This window comes from Corallococcus sp. Z5C101001 (genome assembly GCF_007352635.1).
GTDB classification, from domain to species: domain Bacteria; phylum Myxococcota; class Myxococcia; order Myxococcales; family Myxococcaceae; genus Corallococcus; species Corallococcus silvisoli.
Map to the genome: position 1 here is coordinate 202,600 of NZ_VKLU01000008.1, position 17,331 is coordinate 219,930.

Here is a 17,331-nt window from a genome sequence, read left to right on the forward strand (position 1 = left end):
GGGGAGGCCCGCTACTCCTGGGGGCCGGCGCCCGCGCCGTCGCCGGTGGTGAACACCGGGGTGCCGCCCGGGAGGCTGGGGTCGTGCGGGAGGCTGCCGCGCGGGCTGCGCAGGTAGACGAACGGGGTCGCGAAGAGGAAGTTGCTCACGCGCGACGTGTAGATGTCCGCGTAGCGCTCCACCTGCCGCGCCAGGTGGCTCTTGTCGTTGCCGGCGCGGGTGAGCAGGCCCCAGTGCGGGTTGGACAGCTCGCTGGCGGCCCGCGCCATGGGGCCCAGCTCCGCGTCCAGCGCCTCCTGCGCGGCGCGCAGCTCGGTGAGGCGCGTCACCAGCTCGCCCTCCGTGGCGTCGGTGCGCGGGCCGTACTGGTGGCGGCGGCGCTGCAGCTCCAGGCGGACCTGGCAGCTCTCCGCCTCCAGCTGCTCCTTCTGGAGCATGCGCTCGCCGATGCGCACCTCGGTGGCGCGGAAGGCGGCGATGGCGCGCACCTCGTCCTCCAGCTCGCGCAGGATGAGCGCGGTGCGCCAGCGCAGCACGTTCTTGGAGACGTGCACGTCGCCGAACATGTGGTCGCCCACGTAGAGGATTTCATCGCCGGACAGGCCCAGGTGGCGCTCCAGCTCCAGCGCGCTGCCGCCGAAGTAGGGCGTGTTCTTGTCGAGCGGTCCGGAGTGCGGACGCAGCAGCGCCTCGCCATTGGCCTCCACGACCTCGAAGAGGGTGGAGCGGGTGGTGAAGAACTCCGGCTTGCGCGCGCTGACGATGACGACGTCGAAGAGCTGGCGCCAGGTCATGCCGTCGGGCAGGTGCCGGTCGAAGGCGAAGTGCATCATGGGCTCGGTGTAGGCCCACTCGCTGTTGGTGATGAGCAGCAGCTTCTTGCCGGCGTTCTTCTGGTCCAGCAGCGCGAGCGGCGTCTCCGGGTCGTCCAGCACGTAGCGCTCGGGGTCCGCGATGATCTCCGCCTTGAGGCGCCCCTGCATGTGCGTGGCGTCCAGGTTCTTGCGGACGTGCTCATAGAGGTCCGCGTAGCCCATGGGGCCCGGGAGCTGGCCCGCGTCCAGGCGGTCCACGAGCTGCGCGTAGATGCAGGCCTCGGAGAGGGAGAAGAGCGTGTTGAGGAACACCCAGCGGCGGTCCGCCAGGTCGATGACGGTGCGGTTGTAGGCGTCGCGCTGCGCGTCGAAGCCCATGGCCTTGCTGCCGTGGAGCGCCTTCTTCACGAAGCCGAAGCGATTGGCCTTGAGCAGGTTGCCCTTGGCCGTGTCGATGATGAGGCCGCGGATGGCGAGCATCGGGTCGAACGTCAGGTCGGCCACGGGCCAGCCCTGCTCCACCAGGCGGTCGCGAATGTATTCGTAGGCGCGGCGTTCCCACGCCTCCACGCGGTAGTGGATGAGCGTGTAGTCCATGTCGTAGCCCACGGCCTTGATGGCGCGCATGTTGAGGGTGCGGTTGCAGAACAGGCCGCGCTCGGGCGGAGGACCGAAGAGGTGAGGACTCATGGGAGCAAGGCTTGCCAAGGCCGGCGGACAATGTCGAGCGGCCCGTGCACCCGCGTCGTTTCATGGGCGGGCGCGGGTCATCCGGGTGTCGGAAAGATGGGATATGGATGACGCGCGCGACGCGAAACGCCGGAAGCGCGCGGGACCGAGGGGCAGGCGCATGTCGGGAATGACGCGGCGGTGGAGCTGGGCCATGGCGGTGGCGGCGCTGTGGGTGTCGGGCGTGGCGGGGGCGGAGGAATGGGAGACGGTGGCCACGACGCCGTTCGTGGTGAAGGTGCGCCCCCGGCCGGGGACCAAGGCGAAGGACGTGTGGGCGGAAGGCGAGCTGAAGGCCAGCGCCGCGCAGGTGCAGGCGGCGCTGGAGGACGCGGAGTCCTACCGGCTGTGGATGCCCTACGTGAAGGAGTCGCGGGTGGTGCGGCCGACGGACGACGGCGGGCGGCTCACCTACACGCGCCTGGACCTGCCGGTGGTGTCCTCGCGCGACTACATCTCGCGCGTGGTCACGGAGTCGAAGGTCGCGCCGGATGGCACGGGCGTCTACCAGCAGCGCTGGCAGGCGGAGCCGGACGCGTTCCCGGCGCGGCGCGACGTGGTGCGCCTGCGGTTGAACGAGGGCAGCTGGAAGGTGGAGCCGAAGGGCGAGGGCGCCTCCTGGGCGGTCTACCGGTTCACGGTGGATCCCGCGGGGTCCATCCCGGGGTTCCTGGCCAACGTGGGGCAGAAGGACGCGGTGGTGGAGACGCTGCGCGCGGTGGAGAAGCGGGCGAAGTCGCTGTCCGTGGAGTCCGCCGCGAAGTAGGGGCCGGGGCCTCCCGTGACGCTTCACTCCGTACGCGCGCGGCGGCTCAAAGCGGCGGAAACCGCACCCGGGTGAGCACCAGGATGCGTTGGCCCTCCGCGTCCAGCAGCTCCAGGGTGTAGACGCCATGGGCGTCTCGGAACTCCGCTTCCGCTTCCACCACGACGCGTGTGTCGGGCTCCGTGGGCGTCGGCGCCAGCTGAAGGACGCCGAGGACCTTCAGCTCGGACCGCGGGCTCGAGGCGCGGAGGGTGGCACGGACCATCCTGCTCGCGGGCAACACCGCCTCGGGAAGTTGGATGAGCAGGGCGACCCGGCTCTTGCCGCGGAAGCTCCACGCCGCCAGGGACTCCGCGGCGTGCCCGGGAAGGCCTGGGAGATGGAGGCGCAGGCCCACGAGCCCGCGTTGATCCAACACCCCGTTGGCCAGCAGTGCGGTCAGCTCCGCGGGAGTGTCACACGTGAGGCGTGGCCGCGCCGTGGAGGTCTCGGGAGTCCCGTCGCCCGTGAGCGCGAGGAGCGGGAGAAGGAAAAGGAGCACTCGCTTCCCCTTGAATCATTCAAACCGAGTCACGGCCTGGATGGAGACGTCATTGGGGACGACGGCGGTGTTCTCGTCTCCTCCCTTGCTCCGAGGCACACCGCGCTGACGGTCCTCCAGGGTCCAGAGCTCGATGCAGACCGGATAGATCTCATCGTCATCCTTCATGCGGAGCTGGGTGAAGCGGCCGTAGACCCGCTGGGCGCCGACGTAGATGTTCCCGCTGAACATGGAGGCCCGCCTCGCCAACCCCTGGCTGTTCGTCGAATAGACGTTGGCCCGTCCCTCGCGAACCGTCACGAATTCGTCGTCGGATTTGTAGATGAACCGCCCACCCCACTGGAAGTCATAGATGTTCAGCTTCCGCATGGTCGCGATGGCGACCTCGGGGCAGTCCTCGGCTGGGGGCGTGGGGCGATCCACGTAGGGCGCGCCGCTGGCGCACGCCACGCCCATGCACGACGCGAGCGCGGCGGCCTTGAGGGGACGGCTGGGCTTCGGGGAAGACGGAGCAGGGGGCTTGGGGGTCACGGTGGCGTGTTCCTCGGGAGGCGCCGCCACGGAGGCGACGGTCGCCGGTGGAGGCCCCGGAGGCTGCGGGGCGGCGACAGGAACACTGTGCGGGCGGTCCGGCGCGCTGGCCAGTTTATGACCAATGGAGGAGGATTCACTCTCAATGACCTGTGGGGTTGGATGGCGAGTCCAGCCGCGCAGCAGGACCTCCCAGGTCCTCGGCCCCGCGACCAGCAGCCCCAGGCACACCGCCAATCCCACCCAACCCCACGCCGGCCACCGGCCCCGCGCGGGGGGCACAGGAGTTGTCCGCGGCCGGGGCGCTGACTTCACGTAGGGCCGCGTGGGCCAGGCTGGACGCTGGATCTGGTTGGGCGTGCCGGGGACTTCATCGAACAGGCGCGCCTCGAACGCCTCCGCCCCGCTGGAGAGCAGCCCCCGCATGAGCTCCGAATGCGCGGCCTCCCCCGTGCGGGGCCGCTCCTCGGGCTCCTTCTCCAACAGCCGCAGGATGGCCCGGGCCAGCGGCTCCGGCACCCGCGGGTTGATGTCCCGGGGAGAGGGCGGCAGCCGCTCCGTGATGGCCACCATGAGCAGCTCCGGCGTCAGCTCCGGTGAGAACGGATAGTGCCCCGTGGCCGCGCGATACAGGCACACGCCCAGGGCATACAGGTCATCCGCCGCGGAGGACGGATAGCGCAGCCCTGGCTGCCGCCAGTGGAGCTGCTGGAAGCGGATGGCCTCCGGGCTGCGCAGGAGCAGCGTGCCCGGGGGCAGGGTGGTGGTCGTGAGCGTGGTGGCCCCCGCCTGGTCCCCCGCGCCGAAGTCGATCAACACCGGCACGTTGCCCCGCGCGCGCACCAGGATGTGCTCCGGCTTCAGGTCGCGGTGCAGCACGCCCCGGGCGTGCAACACGCCCAGCGTCATCGCCACCGAGCCCCCCACCAGCGCCAGCTGCCGGAAGGTGGGGTTCTCCGCCTCCGCCCAGGCGTGGAGCGCCAGCCCCTCCACGCAGTCCATGACGAAGTAGGGCAGTCCCTCCACCGGGTCAGGCCACCGCCCCACCGCATGCACCCGCACGACGTTCGGATGCCATGCCCGGTCCAGCAGCAGCGCCATCTCCCTCAACGCCCGCGCGGGCTCCGGATGCAGCGAGAGCTTGAGCGCGAACGTCCTCCCTGGCTCCTCCAGCGGCTCCACCCGGTAGACCGCTCCGTACCCGCCCACCCCCAGCGCCCCCAGCACCCGCCAGCGCCCCACCAGCACACCCGGCTGGAGCGCCGCGGGAAAGACTTGTGACGTCTCAGGAGCCATGGACCCTGAGAGTCCCACGAACCCAATTCAACCTGGAAGGTCCCATCGCCGGAGCCCCGCCCCAGGGGCCATGTGCTCCGACGTCAGGAATCCTCACCCTGCGTCCTGGAGGAGGGACGCTCACAGCGGAACGAGTCGGGGGTTGCTGAAACGTGACACGCACAGGCGGTGGAACGGGCGGGGTGTGTCAGACGGATTTGGTGTATTGAGCCGCGTCACATCGCTGTTTCTCCCCCTAATCAGGAGTTCCTGATGCGTCGCCTTGGTTCAACTCTTCTCGCCTTGAGCGTGTTCGCCGGTTGTGGCGGTATCGAAGCCGAAACCGCCCCCGAGTCCGCGCCGTCCACCGCGCAGCAGCAGGCGCCCATCCTCACGCAGACGAACGTCGACGTGGCCCAGGAGTGCACGGGCATCCTCGAGTTCGCGAACAAGGCGTCGTACCAGATCCTGGATCGCTTCCTGCCCAGCAACGTGGTCACGAACATCGTGAACCGCCGCGCGACGGCGCAGTTCACCTCGCTGGCGGACCTGTCCTCCGTGACGCTGGTGGGCCCGACCCGGCTGAAGCAGCTCGAGGGTGGCGCCCGCACGCTGGACTACATCGACGCGGACTGTGTCGGCATCATGGATGGGCTCGCCATCTCCCGCGACGACCAGACCGCCATCGTGGCGCTGGTGAACAGCATCGACGACTCGGAGCTGCACGACGTCCTGCCGAACGCGTGGAACGGCGCCGTGAACCTGCTGGGCCACCGTCCCTTCACCACCGCGCAGCAGATCGCGGACACGACCGGCATCGGTGACGTGAGCTTCCGCAACATCCGGAACTCGGCCACGCTGAGCCGCCCCCTGGAGGCGCTCTTCGCCGCGGTGAATGCCATCCCCAGCAATGGCTCCGCTGGCGTCACCACCCTGCGCCACTTCGACTGGTGGAAGATCGCGACCGCCTCTCACTACTATGAAAATGAGAAGGTGTGCTTCGGCCTGGAGCCGAGCAGCGTCCCCCGCTACGCCAAGGTCCGTCCGAACCTGGCCGACTCCGCCGAGGTCATCGCCGCGGTGGAGCGCTCCATCACCGGCGTCAACGGTGACGTCACGATCTCCCCGCAGGTGCTGAAGGCGGGCCGCGACAACCTGGCGGAGCTGACCGCGGGCCGCTCCTTCAAGGGCTGCATCCTCAGCTACGGGGATGACCCGTGGAGCCGTCACAACGTCTCCATCTTCGTGGACACCACGACCGGCTTCAGCGTGCTGGCCGAGACCTGGTGGGCGGAGTAGTCCCCGGCTGACGTCGCCGCGGTCTGAAGCCCCGGGTGCCACAGGCTCCCGGGGCTTCGTCGTTTCCAGGAGCGGACAGGCCCCTGGCCGCCCGCCCGCGCCGGGGAAGGAATCCGTGCATCCGCGCGTGTCTACGGGTATAGACACCGCCCATGTGCCCCCTGGTGAATACGAAGGACCTGATTGATGCCCAGGAGGTGGCGGGCCTGCTGCGCCTGCGCCACCCCAACAGCGTCAGCACGTACCTGCGCCGCTACCCGGACATGCCCCGTCCGGTGCTCGACCTGGGCGCCGGGCGTCCGCGCCTCTGGCTCAAACCCCAGATGCTCCGCTGGGCCCGCGCCCGCCAGGCCGCCACCACCGAAATCCGCTCCGGAGGCTCCCGATGACCACCGCTACCCCTCGAACCGCCCCCGCCGTCCTTCCCGGGCCCAATGACGCCTGCTGGTGCGGCAGTGGCTCCAAGTACAAGAAGTGCCACCGCGGCGCCGACACCGTGGAGGCCCGCAAGAAGGGCACGGACACCGCCGCCCGCAAGGGCGTCCGCCCCGGGCTCGTCAGCCCGCGCCGCGTCGTGCCGCTGACCATTGGCCGGCCGGACTACGCGGACTCCGTCAGCGGCCGGCCCTCGCGCTCGCGGAACGAACCGGACGTGAAGTCTCCGGACGTCATCGCCCGCATGCGCCGCGCCTGTCAGGCCGCCGCCCAGGTGCTGGTGGAGACCGCCCAGCACGTGCGCGTGGGCATCACCACCGACGAGCTGGACGCCATCGCCCACGAGGCCTACCTCAAGCGCGGCGGCTACCCCAGCACGCTCAACTACCACCGCTTCCCCAAGTCGCTCTGCACCTCCGTCAACGAGGTCATCTGTCACGGCATCCCGGACAGCCGCGCCCTGGAGGACGGGGACATCGTCAACCTGGACATCACCATCTACCTGGATGGCGTCCACGGCGACTGCTCGGCCACGTACCTGGTCGGCAACGTGGAGCCGCAGCACCAGCGGCTGGTGCAGATCGCCAGGGAGTGCCTGGACATCGGCATCGCGGCCGTGAAGCCCGGCCGCCCCATCAGCGACATTGGCCGCGCGGTGGAGGCCCACGCCGTCAAGAACGGCACCAGCGTCGTGCGCGCCTACTGCGGCCACGGCATCGGGGAGACCTTCCACACCTCGCTCCAGGTCCCGCACTACTACGAGCCGGAGGCCGACACGGTGATGCAGCCGGGGATGATCTTCACCGTCGAGCCGATGATCAACCAGGGCCACTGGGACCACCGCACCTGGAACGACGACTGGACCGTCGTCACCGCGGACGGGATGCGCAGCGCCCAGTTCGAGCACACCCTGCTCGTCACCGACACGGGCGCGGAGATCCTCACCCTGCCGTGAGGCCCCCTCGCCCCTGAAACAGCTCGGGCCCTGGACGCGCGCACCTGCCGCCTCCGGGGCCCGCTTCATTTCCAGGCGGTGACTACGCCCGGCGGCGGCGCAGCTTCAGCGCCAGTCCGCACAGCATCAGCAGGCTGACGGCGCCCAGCGGGCCGGGCACCGTGCTCTGGCAGCCGCAGCCGTCGGACTTGTCCGGGTCCTGCGGGTCCTGCGGGTCCTGCGGGTCCGGGTCCACCACCTTGTCCTCGGAGACGAACACCGCGGTGGTGCGCGCGGGCACCGTGAAGCCTCCGGTGGCCGCGTCGTACGCGGAGGTGCGCACCACCGGGTCCGTGGACGCCTGCTGCACCGGGTGCAGCTTCAGCTTCAGCGACTTGTAGCCGTCCGCCTTGAACGTCTGGGCCGCGTTCGTGCCGTTGAACAGCACGATGGCGCGCTTGCCTTCCTCGCTCGTGCCGTGGTCCTGCATCGCCATCACGATGAGGCCGGGGATCTGGTTCGGGCCGGTGTTCTCGAAGTGCACCAGCTGCGTCACCTCCGCGCCCGTGCGCAGGCGGAACAGCCGCGAGCTCTTGCGGATGGCCAGCAGCTCCTCGAAGTGGTCGCGCGCCCGGAGGATGTCCGCGGGCGACGGCTTCAGCGCCGCGTCCGCCAGCATCGGCTTGAAGAGCTGCCAGTTGCCCTCGTTGTCCGCCGCCGGCGGCAGGCCCACGCCCCAGTTGTTGGACTGGTACGTCCAGTCCAGCTTGTTGAACCAGTCACCGGAGTTGTAGCTGTTGCGGTCCAGCGACTTGGAGCGCAGCAGCTCGTCGCCCGCGTGGAAGAACGGGATGCCCTGGCTCAGCGCCACCAGCGACAGCCCCAGGTTCTGCATCCGCACGCGCTCGGCCATGGCCAGGTCGCGCGGCGCCTTCAGCTGGATGGCGTCGAACAGCGTCTCGTTGTCGTGCGCGGAGACGTAGGTGATGACCTCCTGCGGGTCCAGCGTGTAGCCGGCCTTGGCGCCGTTGTAGTCCACGCCTTCGCCCGTCACGGTCTTGCCGGTGCGGTCCACCAGCGGGTAGTCCTTCAGGTTGCCCGTCAGGCCCACGCGGATCCAATCCCCGTAGACGAGCAGCCGCTCCTTCTGCGCCGCCTCCGCGCCCTGGTTCGTGTTGTTCGGGGCGGAGAGCAGGCCGCTGATGAAGCCCTGGTCCTGGAGCCCGCTGAAGGGGCCGCCGCCGCGGGCCGCGTCGCGCAGGCGGTCGTTGAACGTGCCAATGCCCGTGCCCGCCATGTTGGCCTGCGTGGCGTTGATGCCTCGCGCGTTGCCGAGCATCTCACCGAAGTCCCAGCCCTCGCCGTAGACGTAGATGGCCTTGCCGTCCACGCCGTCCTTCTCCACGGTGAGCGCGTCCAGCGTGGCGCGCAGCTTCACCAGGTTGGACTTCATGTGGTGACCCATCAGGTCGAAGCGGAAGCCGTCCACCTTGTAGGCCGTGGCCCACGTCACCACGGAGTCGATGAGCAGCTTCTCCATCATCGCGTTCTCGGACGCGGTGTTCTGGCAGCAGGTGCTCGTCTCCACGTTCCCGTCGTCGCTGAGGCGGTGGTAGTAGCCCGGCACGATGCGGTCCAGCACGCTCTTGGCGTCCTGCCCGGAGGAGTTGGTGTGGTTGTAGACCACGTCCATCACCACGCGCAGGCCGTGCTGGTTGAGCGACTGGACCATCTCCCGGAACTCCACCGTGCGCGTGGGGCCCTGCGCGTTCGTGGAGTAGCTGCCCTCCGGCACCGTGTAGTGGTACGGGTCGTAGCCCCAGTTGAAGCCGTCCAGGTCCGCCACGGCCTTCACCGCGGCCTGCTGCTGGTCGGAGTCCGGCGGCAGCGACACCAGGTCGCCCGCGGGCTTCTGCTGCTGCGCGCGGTCCTCGTTGATGGTCGCGATGTCGAACACCGGCAGCAGGTGCACGTGCGTCAGGCCCGCCTTCGCCAGCCGCGTCAGGTGCTTCATGCCGTCCGAGTCCCGCGTGAACGCCTTGAACGTGCCGCGCTCGCTCTCCGGCACCGTCAGGTCGTTGATGCTGAAGTCGCGCGCGTGCAGCTCATAGAGGACGATGTCCTCCGGGGCCTCCAGCTTCGGCTTGGCCAGCGCGCTCCAGCCCTGCGGCGCGAGCGTGGGGTCCGCCAGGTCCACCACCTGGCTGAGCTCGCTGTTGATGGACAGGGCCACCGAGTACGGGTCGGTGACGCGGTTGGTGACCACGCGGCCTTCCTTGCGGGCGTAGACCTCCACCTCGTACAGGTAGAAGCGGTTCTTCCACGTCGCGTCGCCCGCCGCGCTCCACACGCCCTTGGCCCCGGCCGTCATGGCCACGCGGGAGAAGGTCCCCGCGGGGTTGGCCCCGTCGAACAGGAGCACGTTCACGCTCTTCGCGGTGGGCGCCCAGACGCGCAGCGTGGGGACGCCGGCCGCGAACGTCACGCCCAGCGCGCCGTCATACGTGTCCAGGTCGTCCAGCGCTCCCGCCAGCTGCGCGCTGGTGGCGTCCAGCAACACGCCCGCCGCGTTCGTCGCGGACAGGGCCACCTGACCCTTGAGCCACGTGGCCGCGTTCGCCACGTCCGCCTGCGAGAGCTTGAGCACCTTGCGGCCCACGAGGTTCGGGAAGCGCGCCGCCTGCGCCGCGCTGAGGCCCGCGGCGTCCAGCGTCAGCGTCACGGCGCTGCCACCCTGCACGCCGGTGCTGTCGAGCGTCATGCCCCCCGTGGGGGCCGTGTGCAGCTTGAACTCCGTGCCCTCGGGCACCGCGACCTCCGGGCTCCACACCACCGTGTCGCGCGCGATCCAATGCGCCCGCGCCAGCAGCAGGTTGCCCGCGGGAGCGCCCGCGGCCCGGATGGTCACCTTCTTGGATTCGCCGGAGTCGAAGGTGAACACCATCTCCTGGCCGTCCTCCTCCACGGTGAACGTGGCGTTGCTGCTCGGGTAGGCCGTGGTCCAGTTCTCGTCGAGCGCGACCTTGCACTCGTAGTTGCCCTTCGTCAGCGCCTTCGTGGTGAAGGTGTAGATGCCGTCGCCGTCCGGGTCCTGCATCATCGTGCGCAGGCAGTCCGGCGACCAGTCACCCGGACAGCCCAGCTGCGCCTGGAGCGTGCCCGCCACCGTCGCGATGGTGCTGGAGCGGTTGCTCGTCACGTACAGCGTCGTGGCGTCGAAGTAGAACTTCACCGCCCCCGCCGTCGTCTGCTTCAGCACCACGTCCGCGCCGCCGGGGCCGCCGTGCGTCTGGGCCAGGGAGCCGTCCAGCGCGACCTTGAAGTGCCACGTGCCCACCGGCACGTTGAACGAGCCCTGCCACTTGTCGTCCGCCGCGTCGTACGCCAGCGCCGTCTGCGCGCAGGTCGGGTCGTTGTCCGCCGCGCAGCCCGCTTCGGACTGCAGGTCGCCAATGACCGTCACGGACGTGGGCGCCGCCAGCGACGAGAGGGGAATCAGCGCGGCGAACAGCCCGCTGAACGCGAGCGCGCGCGCCGCGCGGGGAACTCGGAATGGAACGCTCAGGAGAAGCCTCCAGGTGTGGAAATCTCCGGGCAGGGTAGCAGCCAGCTCCGCCATAAGTGGCCTTCGGAGGTTTTTCCAGGATTGCTGGACCTGTTGGATGGCGCGGGTTGGGCCTGGGGGAACCCCCCTGTCACGTCGGGTGGGGAGGGGCCCGCGGGCGAGATGCGGTGCGGCAGGAACCACGCGCTCCGTCGAAGCCGCTCACGCTCTGCGTCACGCGGGTGTGCAGAGGAAGACATCCGGGTCATGCCGCGTTGCGACATCAGCCGATTGTTCCGACGACCCTTCACCCATTCTCAGACTGTTGGATACAGTGCCCCGCCCAGATGTCCTTCCGTGCCCCCCGCCGACAATCGAACGCCGTCCCCCACCGTGGTCGGTGGCACCCGTGGTTCCAGGGACTTGCCGTTTTGTGTCTGGCGGGGTGCGCCACGGCGCCGGAGACGCCGACCCGACCCGCGACGGAGGCCGTCGCGACGCAGCCCGCCGCGCCCGTGACGGAGGCCGCTCCGGCCCCTCCGGTGCCCACGGCGCCGGTCGTCCAGGTCCCGGAGAACAAGGAACCCGCGCGGCCTTGGGGCGACGAGGTGCTGTACTTCGTGGTGGTGGATCGCTTCGCGGACGGCGACCCCACGAACAACGAGCCGGGCGACCTGAAGGCGCCGGGCACCTTCCACGGCGGCGACCTGAAGGGGCTCACCGCGAAGCTGGAGGAGCTGTCCTCGCTGGGCGTGACGGCGCTGTGGGTGACGCCGCTCTTGAAGCAGATCCCCGGCTTCGTCACCGGCTCTGGCTTTCCGGACTGGGGCTACCACGGCTACTGGGCGGATGACTTCCACGCGTTGGATCCGCGCTTCGGCACGGAGGCGGACTTCAAGGCGCTGGTGGACGCGGCGCACGCGCGCGGCATCCGCGTGCTGCTGGACGTCGTCTACAACCACCCGGGCTACAACTCGCGCTACCTGAAGGACCACCCGGACTGGCTGCGCTCAGAGGACCAGGGCACCTGCGGCCAGGACGACCTGACGTCGTGCGTGGCGGGCCTGCCGGACTTCAAGACGGAAGTGCCGGAGGTGGCCAAGTACCTGCTGGACGCGCAGCTGGACTGGGCGAAGCGCTCCGGCGTGGACGGCTTCCGGCTGGACACCGTGAAGCACGTGTCCCACGACTTCTGGAAGGAGCACCGCCGCCGCACGCGCGCGGAGGTGTCCCCGGACTTCTTCCTGCTGGGCGAGGTGTGGGGCGGCGACGTGCAGGTGCTGGAGCCCTACTTCACCCCGGATGAGATGGACGCCGGGTTCGACTTCGCCTTCCAGGGCAACACGCTGGGCTTCCTCCAGGGCCGTGGCCGCACGGTGGCGTTCGACCGCTACCTCCAGTCGCGCGCAAAGGTGACGCCGGGGCACCACCTGGCGCACTTCCTGTCGTCGCACGACGTGGACGGGGCGCTGCACCAGCTGCAGGGCAACGTGACGCTCTTCCGTCTGGCCGCCACGCTGCAACTGACGACGAGCGGCATCCCGGTCATCTACTACGGCGAGGAAGTGGGCCGCGCGGGCGGGGACTGGCCGCAGAACCGAAGTGACATGCCGTGGGGCAAGCAGGCGGTGAGGCCCGGGGCCGGAAAGAAGCGCGACGAGGCCCTGCGCGAGTACTACAAGCGCCTCATCTCCATCCGCCGTGAGCACCCGGCGCTGTCGCGCGGCACGCACGAACCGCTCTCCACGGAAGGCGATGTGTATGTCTTCCAGCGCAAGGACGCGGGGTCGGGCGACACGGTGGTGGTCGCGGTGAACCGCGGCAAGACGAAGGGCGCGGCGTCGGTGCCGTGGCCGGACGGTTGGACGGGCGTCGCGGAGGTGGAGGACCTGCTGAACGGAGGGCGGACGAAGGCTGGCGCCACGCTGGAGCTGGCGCTTCCGCCGCAGTCCGCGCGCATCCTCGGGCGCGTGAAGTGAGGCACCCGGAGGACGCGCAGAACCTGACCCGGACGTGCTGTTGTCACCGGCGCGGGCGGGGCTCTTGCTGGAGGGCCTGATGGCCGGCGTGTCGTTCAAGGACGTGGCGAAGCGGTACGGAGACGTGTCGGTCATCGAGGGGCTCAACCTCGATATCCGCGACCATGAGTTCATGGTCCTCGTGGGGCCGTCCGGTTGCGGCAAGTCCACGGCGCTCCGGATGATCGCCGGCCTGGAAGAGATCTCCGGAGGCACCATCTCCATCGGTCCGCGCGCGGTGAACGCGCTGCCGCCGAAGGACCGGGACGTCTCCATGGTGTTCCAGAACTACGCGCTCTATCCGCACATGACGGTGCGGCAGAACCTGGAGTTCGGCCTCAAGATTCGCAAGACGCCCAAGCCGGAGATGGACAAGCTGGTGGACGAGGCGGCGGAGATCCTGGGCATCTCGCACCTGCTGGACCGCAAGCCCAAGCAGCTGTCCGGCGGTCAGCGCCAGCGCGTGGCCCTGGGCCGCGCCATCGTGCGCAAGCCCGCGGTGTTCCTCTTCGACGAGCCGCTCTCCAACCTGGACGCGAAGCTGCGCGTGCAGATGCGCTCGGAGATCAAGAAGCTCCAGAACCGGCTCCAGGTCACGTCCGTCTACGTCACGCACGACCAGATTGAAGCGATGACCATGGGCCACCGCATCGCGGTGATGAAGGACGGCAAGCTCCAGCAGCTGGGCACGCCGCTGGAGGTCTACGAGAAGCCGGTCAACGTGTTCGTGGCGCAGTTCATCGGCACGCCGCCCATCAACATGCTCGGCGCCACGCTGGACGCGGACGGCACGTCGCTGTCCGGCGACGGCTTCACGCTGCCGGTGCCCCAGACGCTGCGCGCGGCGACGGCGGGCAAGGGCGGACGCAAGCTGAAGGTGGGCCTGCGCCCGGACAACATCCTGCCCCAGGGCGCGTCCGCGCGCGGCGAGTCCGCGCCCACGGAGGCGCGCGTGGAGCTGGTGGAGCCCCTGGGCAACGAGCTCATCGTGCACGCCCGGTTGGGAGACAACCCGCTGGTCTTCCGCCTGCCACCCCAGGCCACCCCGGAGCCGGGCGCCTCCGTGCCCGTGACGGTGGAGCTGGAGTCCTTGCACCTCTTCGACGCTGATTCCGAGCTGCGGCTGTCCGTTTGATTTCCCGGAGGCTTTCCCCCATGACCCACCTGCGAACGTTGCTCGCGGCCCTCTGTCTGTGCGCAGTCGGCCTGTTGCCCGTCCCGTCCTTCGCCGCCACGGAGCTGGTGCTCTGGCACGCCTACCGCGCGGAGGAGAAGGCCGCCCTGGAGAAGGTGGTCGCCGAGTACAACAAGGCCAACGAGGGCAAGGTCAAGGTCACCACGCTGGCGGTGCCCTACGACGCCTACGCGGACAAGATCTCCGCCACGGTGCCGCGCGGCAAGGGCCCGGACCTCTTCATCTTCGCGCAGGACCGCCTGGGCGGCTGGATTGAAGCGGGCAACACGGTGGAGCCCATCGACTTCTTCCTGGATGACGCGACGAAGAAGCGCTTCATCCCCACGACGATGGAGGCGATGACCTACCGCGGGACCGCGTACGGCCTGCCGCTGAACTACAAGGTCATCACGCTCATCTACAACAAGAAGCTGGTCCCCACGCCGCCCAAGACGTCCGGCGAGCTGGTGACGATGGCGAAGAAGCTCACCGACGCGAAGGCGGGCCGCTTCGGCCTCGCGTACGCGTACAACGACTTCTACTACCACGCGGCGGTGATGAACGGCTTCGGCGGCGGCGTGTTCGACGCGAAGAACGCCCCCACGATGAACTCGCCCGCCAACGTGAAGTCGGTGGAGCAGGTGCTCAAGTGGAAGAACAAGGACGGCATCCTGCCCGCGGAGCCCTCCAGCGCGCTCATCACGTCCCTCTTCAACGAGGGCAAGGCCGCGATGGTGTTCTCCGGCCCGTGGTTCCTGGGCGAGGTCTCCAAGGACGTGGACTACGGCCTCGCGCGGCTGCCCACGCTGGATGAGAACAAGGGCACGCCGATGAAGCCGTGGATGACGGTGGAGGGCGTGTACGTGGCCGCCCCGTCGAAGAACAAGGAAGCGGCGTACGACTTCGCGAAGTTCCTCACCGACGCGGCCCCTGGCAGGACGCTGGCCCTGGAGGGCCGCCAGAGCCCCGCGAACCAGGCGGTGTACCAGGACGCGAAGGTGGCCGCGGATCCGCTGCTCAAGGCGATGAAGGACCAGGTGGACGTGGCCGTGCCCATGCCCAACCTGCCGGAGATGTCCATGGTCTGGACCCCCGCGACCAGCGCCATGAACACCGTGTTCAAGAACACCGCCACGCCCAAGGCGGCGCTGGACGCGGCCCAGAAGAGCGTGGCGAAGGACGTCGCCGGTCTGCGCAAGAAGTAAGCGAGGAGCCGAAGTGAGCCAGAACGCCCCCCAGGAGTCCTCTTCCCCGGCCGGTGCCTCCCAGGCGCCAGGCCGCGGCTCCCCGAACAACGCCGCGACGGACCCCGCCACTTCGGGGCCCTCGGGCCGCGCGGGAGGCATGAGGGGGCGCGTCCTGGTGGGGCTCGCGCTGGCGCTGGGCGCGTCCCTGTTCCTGGCGCACGGGCTCCTGGTCCGCGCCCAGGCCGAGCGCGGCCAGGAGCGCGCGCAGCGCAAGTCCGCCGTGGCCCTGCTGGGCCTGGCGGACCTGGTCCAGCGCGCGGAGGGCCACGGCGACGCCGTGAAGGCGGTGGTCTCCGCCTGGCCCGGGACGCCGGGGAGCGCCGCGCGCGTCATCGCCTTCAGCGGCATCCGCCTGGAGGCGTCCACCTTCCCGGACGACACCGGGGACAAGGCCGCGCCGCGCCGGCTGTCGCGCGAGGAGAAGCCGCTGTACGACCGCGGCCAGCGCCTGCGCGCCGCGGTGGAGACGAACCGCGAGGAAGAGGGCGCGCGCAAGGCGGAGGTGGAGTCGGAGATGCTCCCCACCGGGGGCCAGCTGCTGGCCGCGCCGGTGGAGGTGGACGGGCAGGTGGTGGGCTCGGTGGAGTACTTCACGCCGGTGCTGACGGAGGCGGAGGCGCCGTCGTGGACGCCGGTGCTGCTGGCCCTGCTGCTGCCGCTGGCGGCGTGCGCGGGCGCGGTGTACGCGCTGTCGCGTCAGGGCGCGCGCGTGGCGGTGGCGGCGGCGCTCTTCCTGGCGGGCCTGGGCGGCTACACCGTCTATTCGCTGCGCGCGCTGGACGCGGAGCTGCGCGAGACCGAAGACGCCGTGAGCGCGGAGCTGCGCACGCGCGGCGAGCTGGCGCGGACCCTGGTGGCCGCGAACCACTTGAAGGAGGACCCCGCGCTGAAGCCGGGCGCGTGGGACGCGGACGCGATGCGCCGCCCGCTGGGCCGGCTGACGGACTCCGGCGCGCCGGACGCGGACAAGCTCGCGGCGCGCGGCGCCCAGGTGCGCGGTGACGCGGGCAAGGCGCTGGGCGCGCTGGGCGCGCTGGGGCTGGCGGTGCTGCTCTTCATCGGGCTGGGCGCGCTGCACCGGATGGTGGCGACGGCGGTGGAGCACCGGCAGGCGTATGTCTACGTGGCGCCGGCGATGGTGGGGATGGTGCTGCTGGTCTTCTTCCCCTTCGCCTACGGCATCACGCTGTCGTTCACCGACGCCAACCTCTACAACAGCAGCCAGCCGCTGTCGGAGCTGTGGATTGGCCTGCGTAACTACACGGACATCCTGGGCGACTTCAGCTTCGCGAAGACGGCGGCGGACGGCTCGCTGGTCTTCAACTACCTGAACTTCTACTACACGCTGCTCTTCACCATCCTCTGGACGGTGACGAACGTGACCATCGGCGTGACGGTGGGCCTGCTGCTGGCGCTGGCGCTCAACGTGCCCAACCTGCGGATGCGGCCGGTGTACCGCGTGCTGCTTATCCTGCCGTGGGCCATGCCCAACTACATCACCGCGCTCATCTGGAAGGGCATGTTCCACCAGCAGTTCGGCGTGGTGAACCACGTCATCCGGATGTTCGGCGGCGAGGGCCTGGCGTGGTTCGACTCGCCCGTCACGTCATTCCTCACCGCGCTGGCGACGAACGGCTGGCTGTCCTTCCCCTTCATGATGGTGGTGTCGCTGGGCGCGCTCCAGTCCATCCCCGGGGAGCTGTACGAAGCGGCGCGCGTGGACGGGGCCAACCGGTGGCAGCAGTTCACCGCCATCACGCTGCCCGCGCTGAAGCCCGCGCTGGTGCCGGCGGTCATCCTGTCGGTGGTGTGGACCTTCAACATGTTCAACATCATCTTCCTGGTGACGGGCGGCGACCCGGGCGGCTCCACCGAAATCCTGGTCACCCAGGCGTACAAGTTCGCCTTCGAGCGCTACCGCCACGGCTACGCGGCGGCGTACTCCACCGTCATCTTCGGCATCCTGCTGCTCTACAGCCTGGTGCAGAACCGCATGAGCCGCGCAACGGAGGCCGCGTAACCC

12 protein-coding genes are annotated in these 17,331 nt (G+C 69.7%); 8 read left to right on the plus strand and 4 right to left on the minus strand.

Translation table 11 applies throughout. The annotated features are described in order from the left end of the window. Positions 1–11: 11 nt before the first annotated feature. Positions 12–1,505: an HAD-IG family 5'-nucleotidase gene (locus FOF48_RS18785; RefSeq protein ID WP_143903574.1), complete on the minus strand. Its 1,494-nt coding sequence runs from the start codon at positions 1,503–1,505 to the stop codon at positions 12–14. A gap of 160 nt (positions 1,506–1,665) precedes the next feature. Here FOF48_RS18785 and FOF48_RS18790 point away from each other — a divergent pair, with 160 nt between their 5' ends. Continuing rightward, entirely contained in the window at positions 1,666–2,310 is a 645-nt protein-coding gene (locus tag FOF48_RS18790; protein ID WP_143903576.1) for an SRPBCC family protein, read from the plus strand. Between the two features lie 46 nt (positions 2,311–2,356). Here the strand turns inward: FOF48_RS18790 and FOF48_RS18795 are convergent, their stop codons facing one another. Next, positions 2,357–2,851: a DUF2381 family protein gene (locus FOF48_RS18795; RefSeq protein WP_143903578.1), complete on the minus strand. Its 495-nt coding sequence runs from the start codon at positions 2,849–2,851 to the stop codon at positions 2,357–2,359. Positions 2,852–2,866: 15 nt separating this feature from the next. Beyond that, entirely contained in the window at positions 2,867–4,678 is a 1,812-nt protein-coding gene (locus FOF48_RS18800) for a serine/threonine-protein kinase (RefSeq protein WP_143903580.1), read from the minus strand. A gap of 288 nt (positions 4,679–4,966) precedes the next feature. On the opposite strand from FOF48_RS18800, the gene FOF48_RS18805 reads away from it, so the two are divergent. The 3 genes from FOF48_RS18805 to map all read left to right on the plus strand — a co-directional run bounded on the left by FOF48_RS18805 (position 4,967) and on the right by map (position 7,346). Further along, entirely contained in the window at positions 4,967–5,956 is a 990-nt protein-coding gene (locus tag FOF48_RS18805; RefSeq protein ID WP_255442447.1) for a hypothetical protein, read from the plus strand. A gap of 152 nt (positions 5,957–6,108) precedes the next feature. Beyond that, positions 6,109–6,345 carry a hypothetical protein gene (locus FOF48_RS18810; protein WP_143903584.1) on the plus strand — a complete coding sequence of 79 codons (237 nt, stop codon included), beginning with the start codon at positions 6,109–6,111 and terminating at the stop codon, positions 6,343–6,345. Then, positions 6,342–7,346: a type I methionyl aminopeptidase gene (map, locus tag FOF48_RS18815; RefSeq protein WP_143903586.1), complete on the plus strand. Its 1,005-nt coding sequence runs from the start codon at positions 6,342–6,344 to the stop codon at positions 7,344–7,346. Before FOF48_RS18810 ends, map begins: the two co-directional genes overlap by 4 nt. A gap of 82 nt (positions 7,347–7,428) precedes the next feature. On the opposite strand, the gene pulA is transcribed toward map, so the two are convergent. Beyond that, positions 7,429–10,944 carry a pullulanase-type alpha-1,6-glucosidase gene (pulA, locus tag FOF48_RS18820; RefSeq protein WP_143903588.1) on the minus strand — a complete coding sequence of 1,172 codons (3,516 nt, stop codon included), beginning with the start codon at positions 10,942–10,944 and terminating at the stop codon, positions 7,429–7,431. A 356-nt stretch (positions 10,945–11,300) separates the two neighbouring features. Between pulA and FOF48_RS18825 the strand changes: the two genes are divergently transcribed. From FOF48_RS18825 to FOF48_RS18840, 4 genes are all read left to right on the plus strand, one after another. Continuing rightward, positions 11,301–12,848: an alpha-amylase family glycosyl hydrolase gene (locus FOF48_RS18825; protein ID WP_255442369.1), complete on the plus strand. Its 1,548-nt coding sequence runs from the start codon at positions 11,301–11,303 to the stop codon at positions 12,846–12,848. 79 nt (positions 12,849–12,927) lie between these two features. Continuing rightward, positions 12,928–14,022 carry an ABC transporter ATP-binding protein gene (locus FOF48_RS18830; protein ID WP_143904241.1) on the plus strand — a complete coding sequence of 365 codons (1,095 nt, stop codon included), beginning with the start codon at positions 12,928–12,930 and terminating at the stop codon, positions 14,020–14,022. A gap of 20 nt (positions 14,023–14,042) precedes the next feature. After that, a complete protein-coding gene (locus FOF48_RS18835; RefSeq protein WP_143903592.1) occupies positions 14,043–15,266 on the plus strand; it encodes an extracellular solute-binding protein in 1,224 nt (407 codons plus the stop codon). 139 nt (positions 15,267–15,405) lie between these two features. Then, positions 15,406–17,328: a carbohydrate ABC transporter permease gene (locus tag FOF48_RS18840; protein ID WP_255442372.1), complete on the plus strand. Its 1,923-nt coding sequence runs from the start codon at positions 15,406–15,408 to the stop codon at positions 17,326–17,328. Positions 17,329–17,331 lie beyond the last annotated feature (3 nt).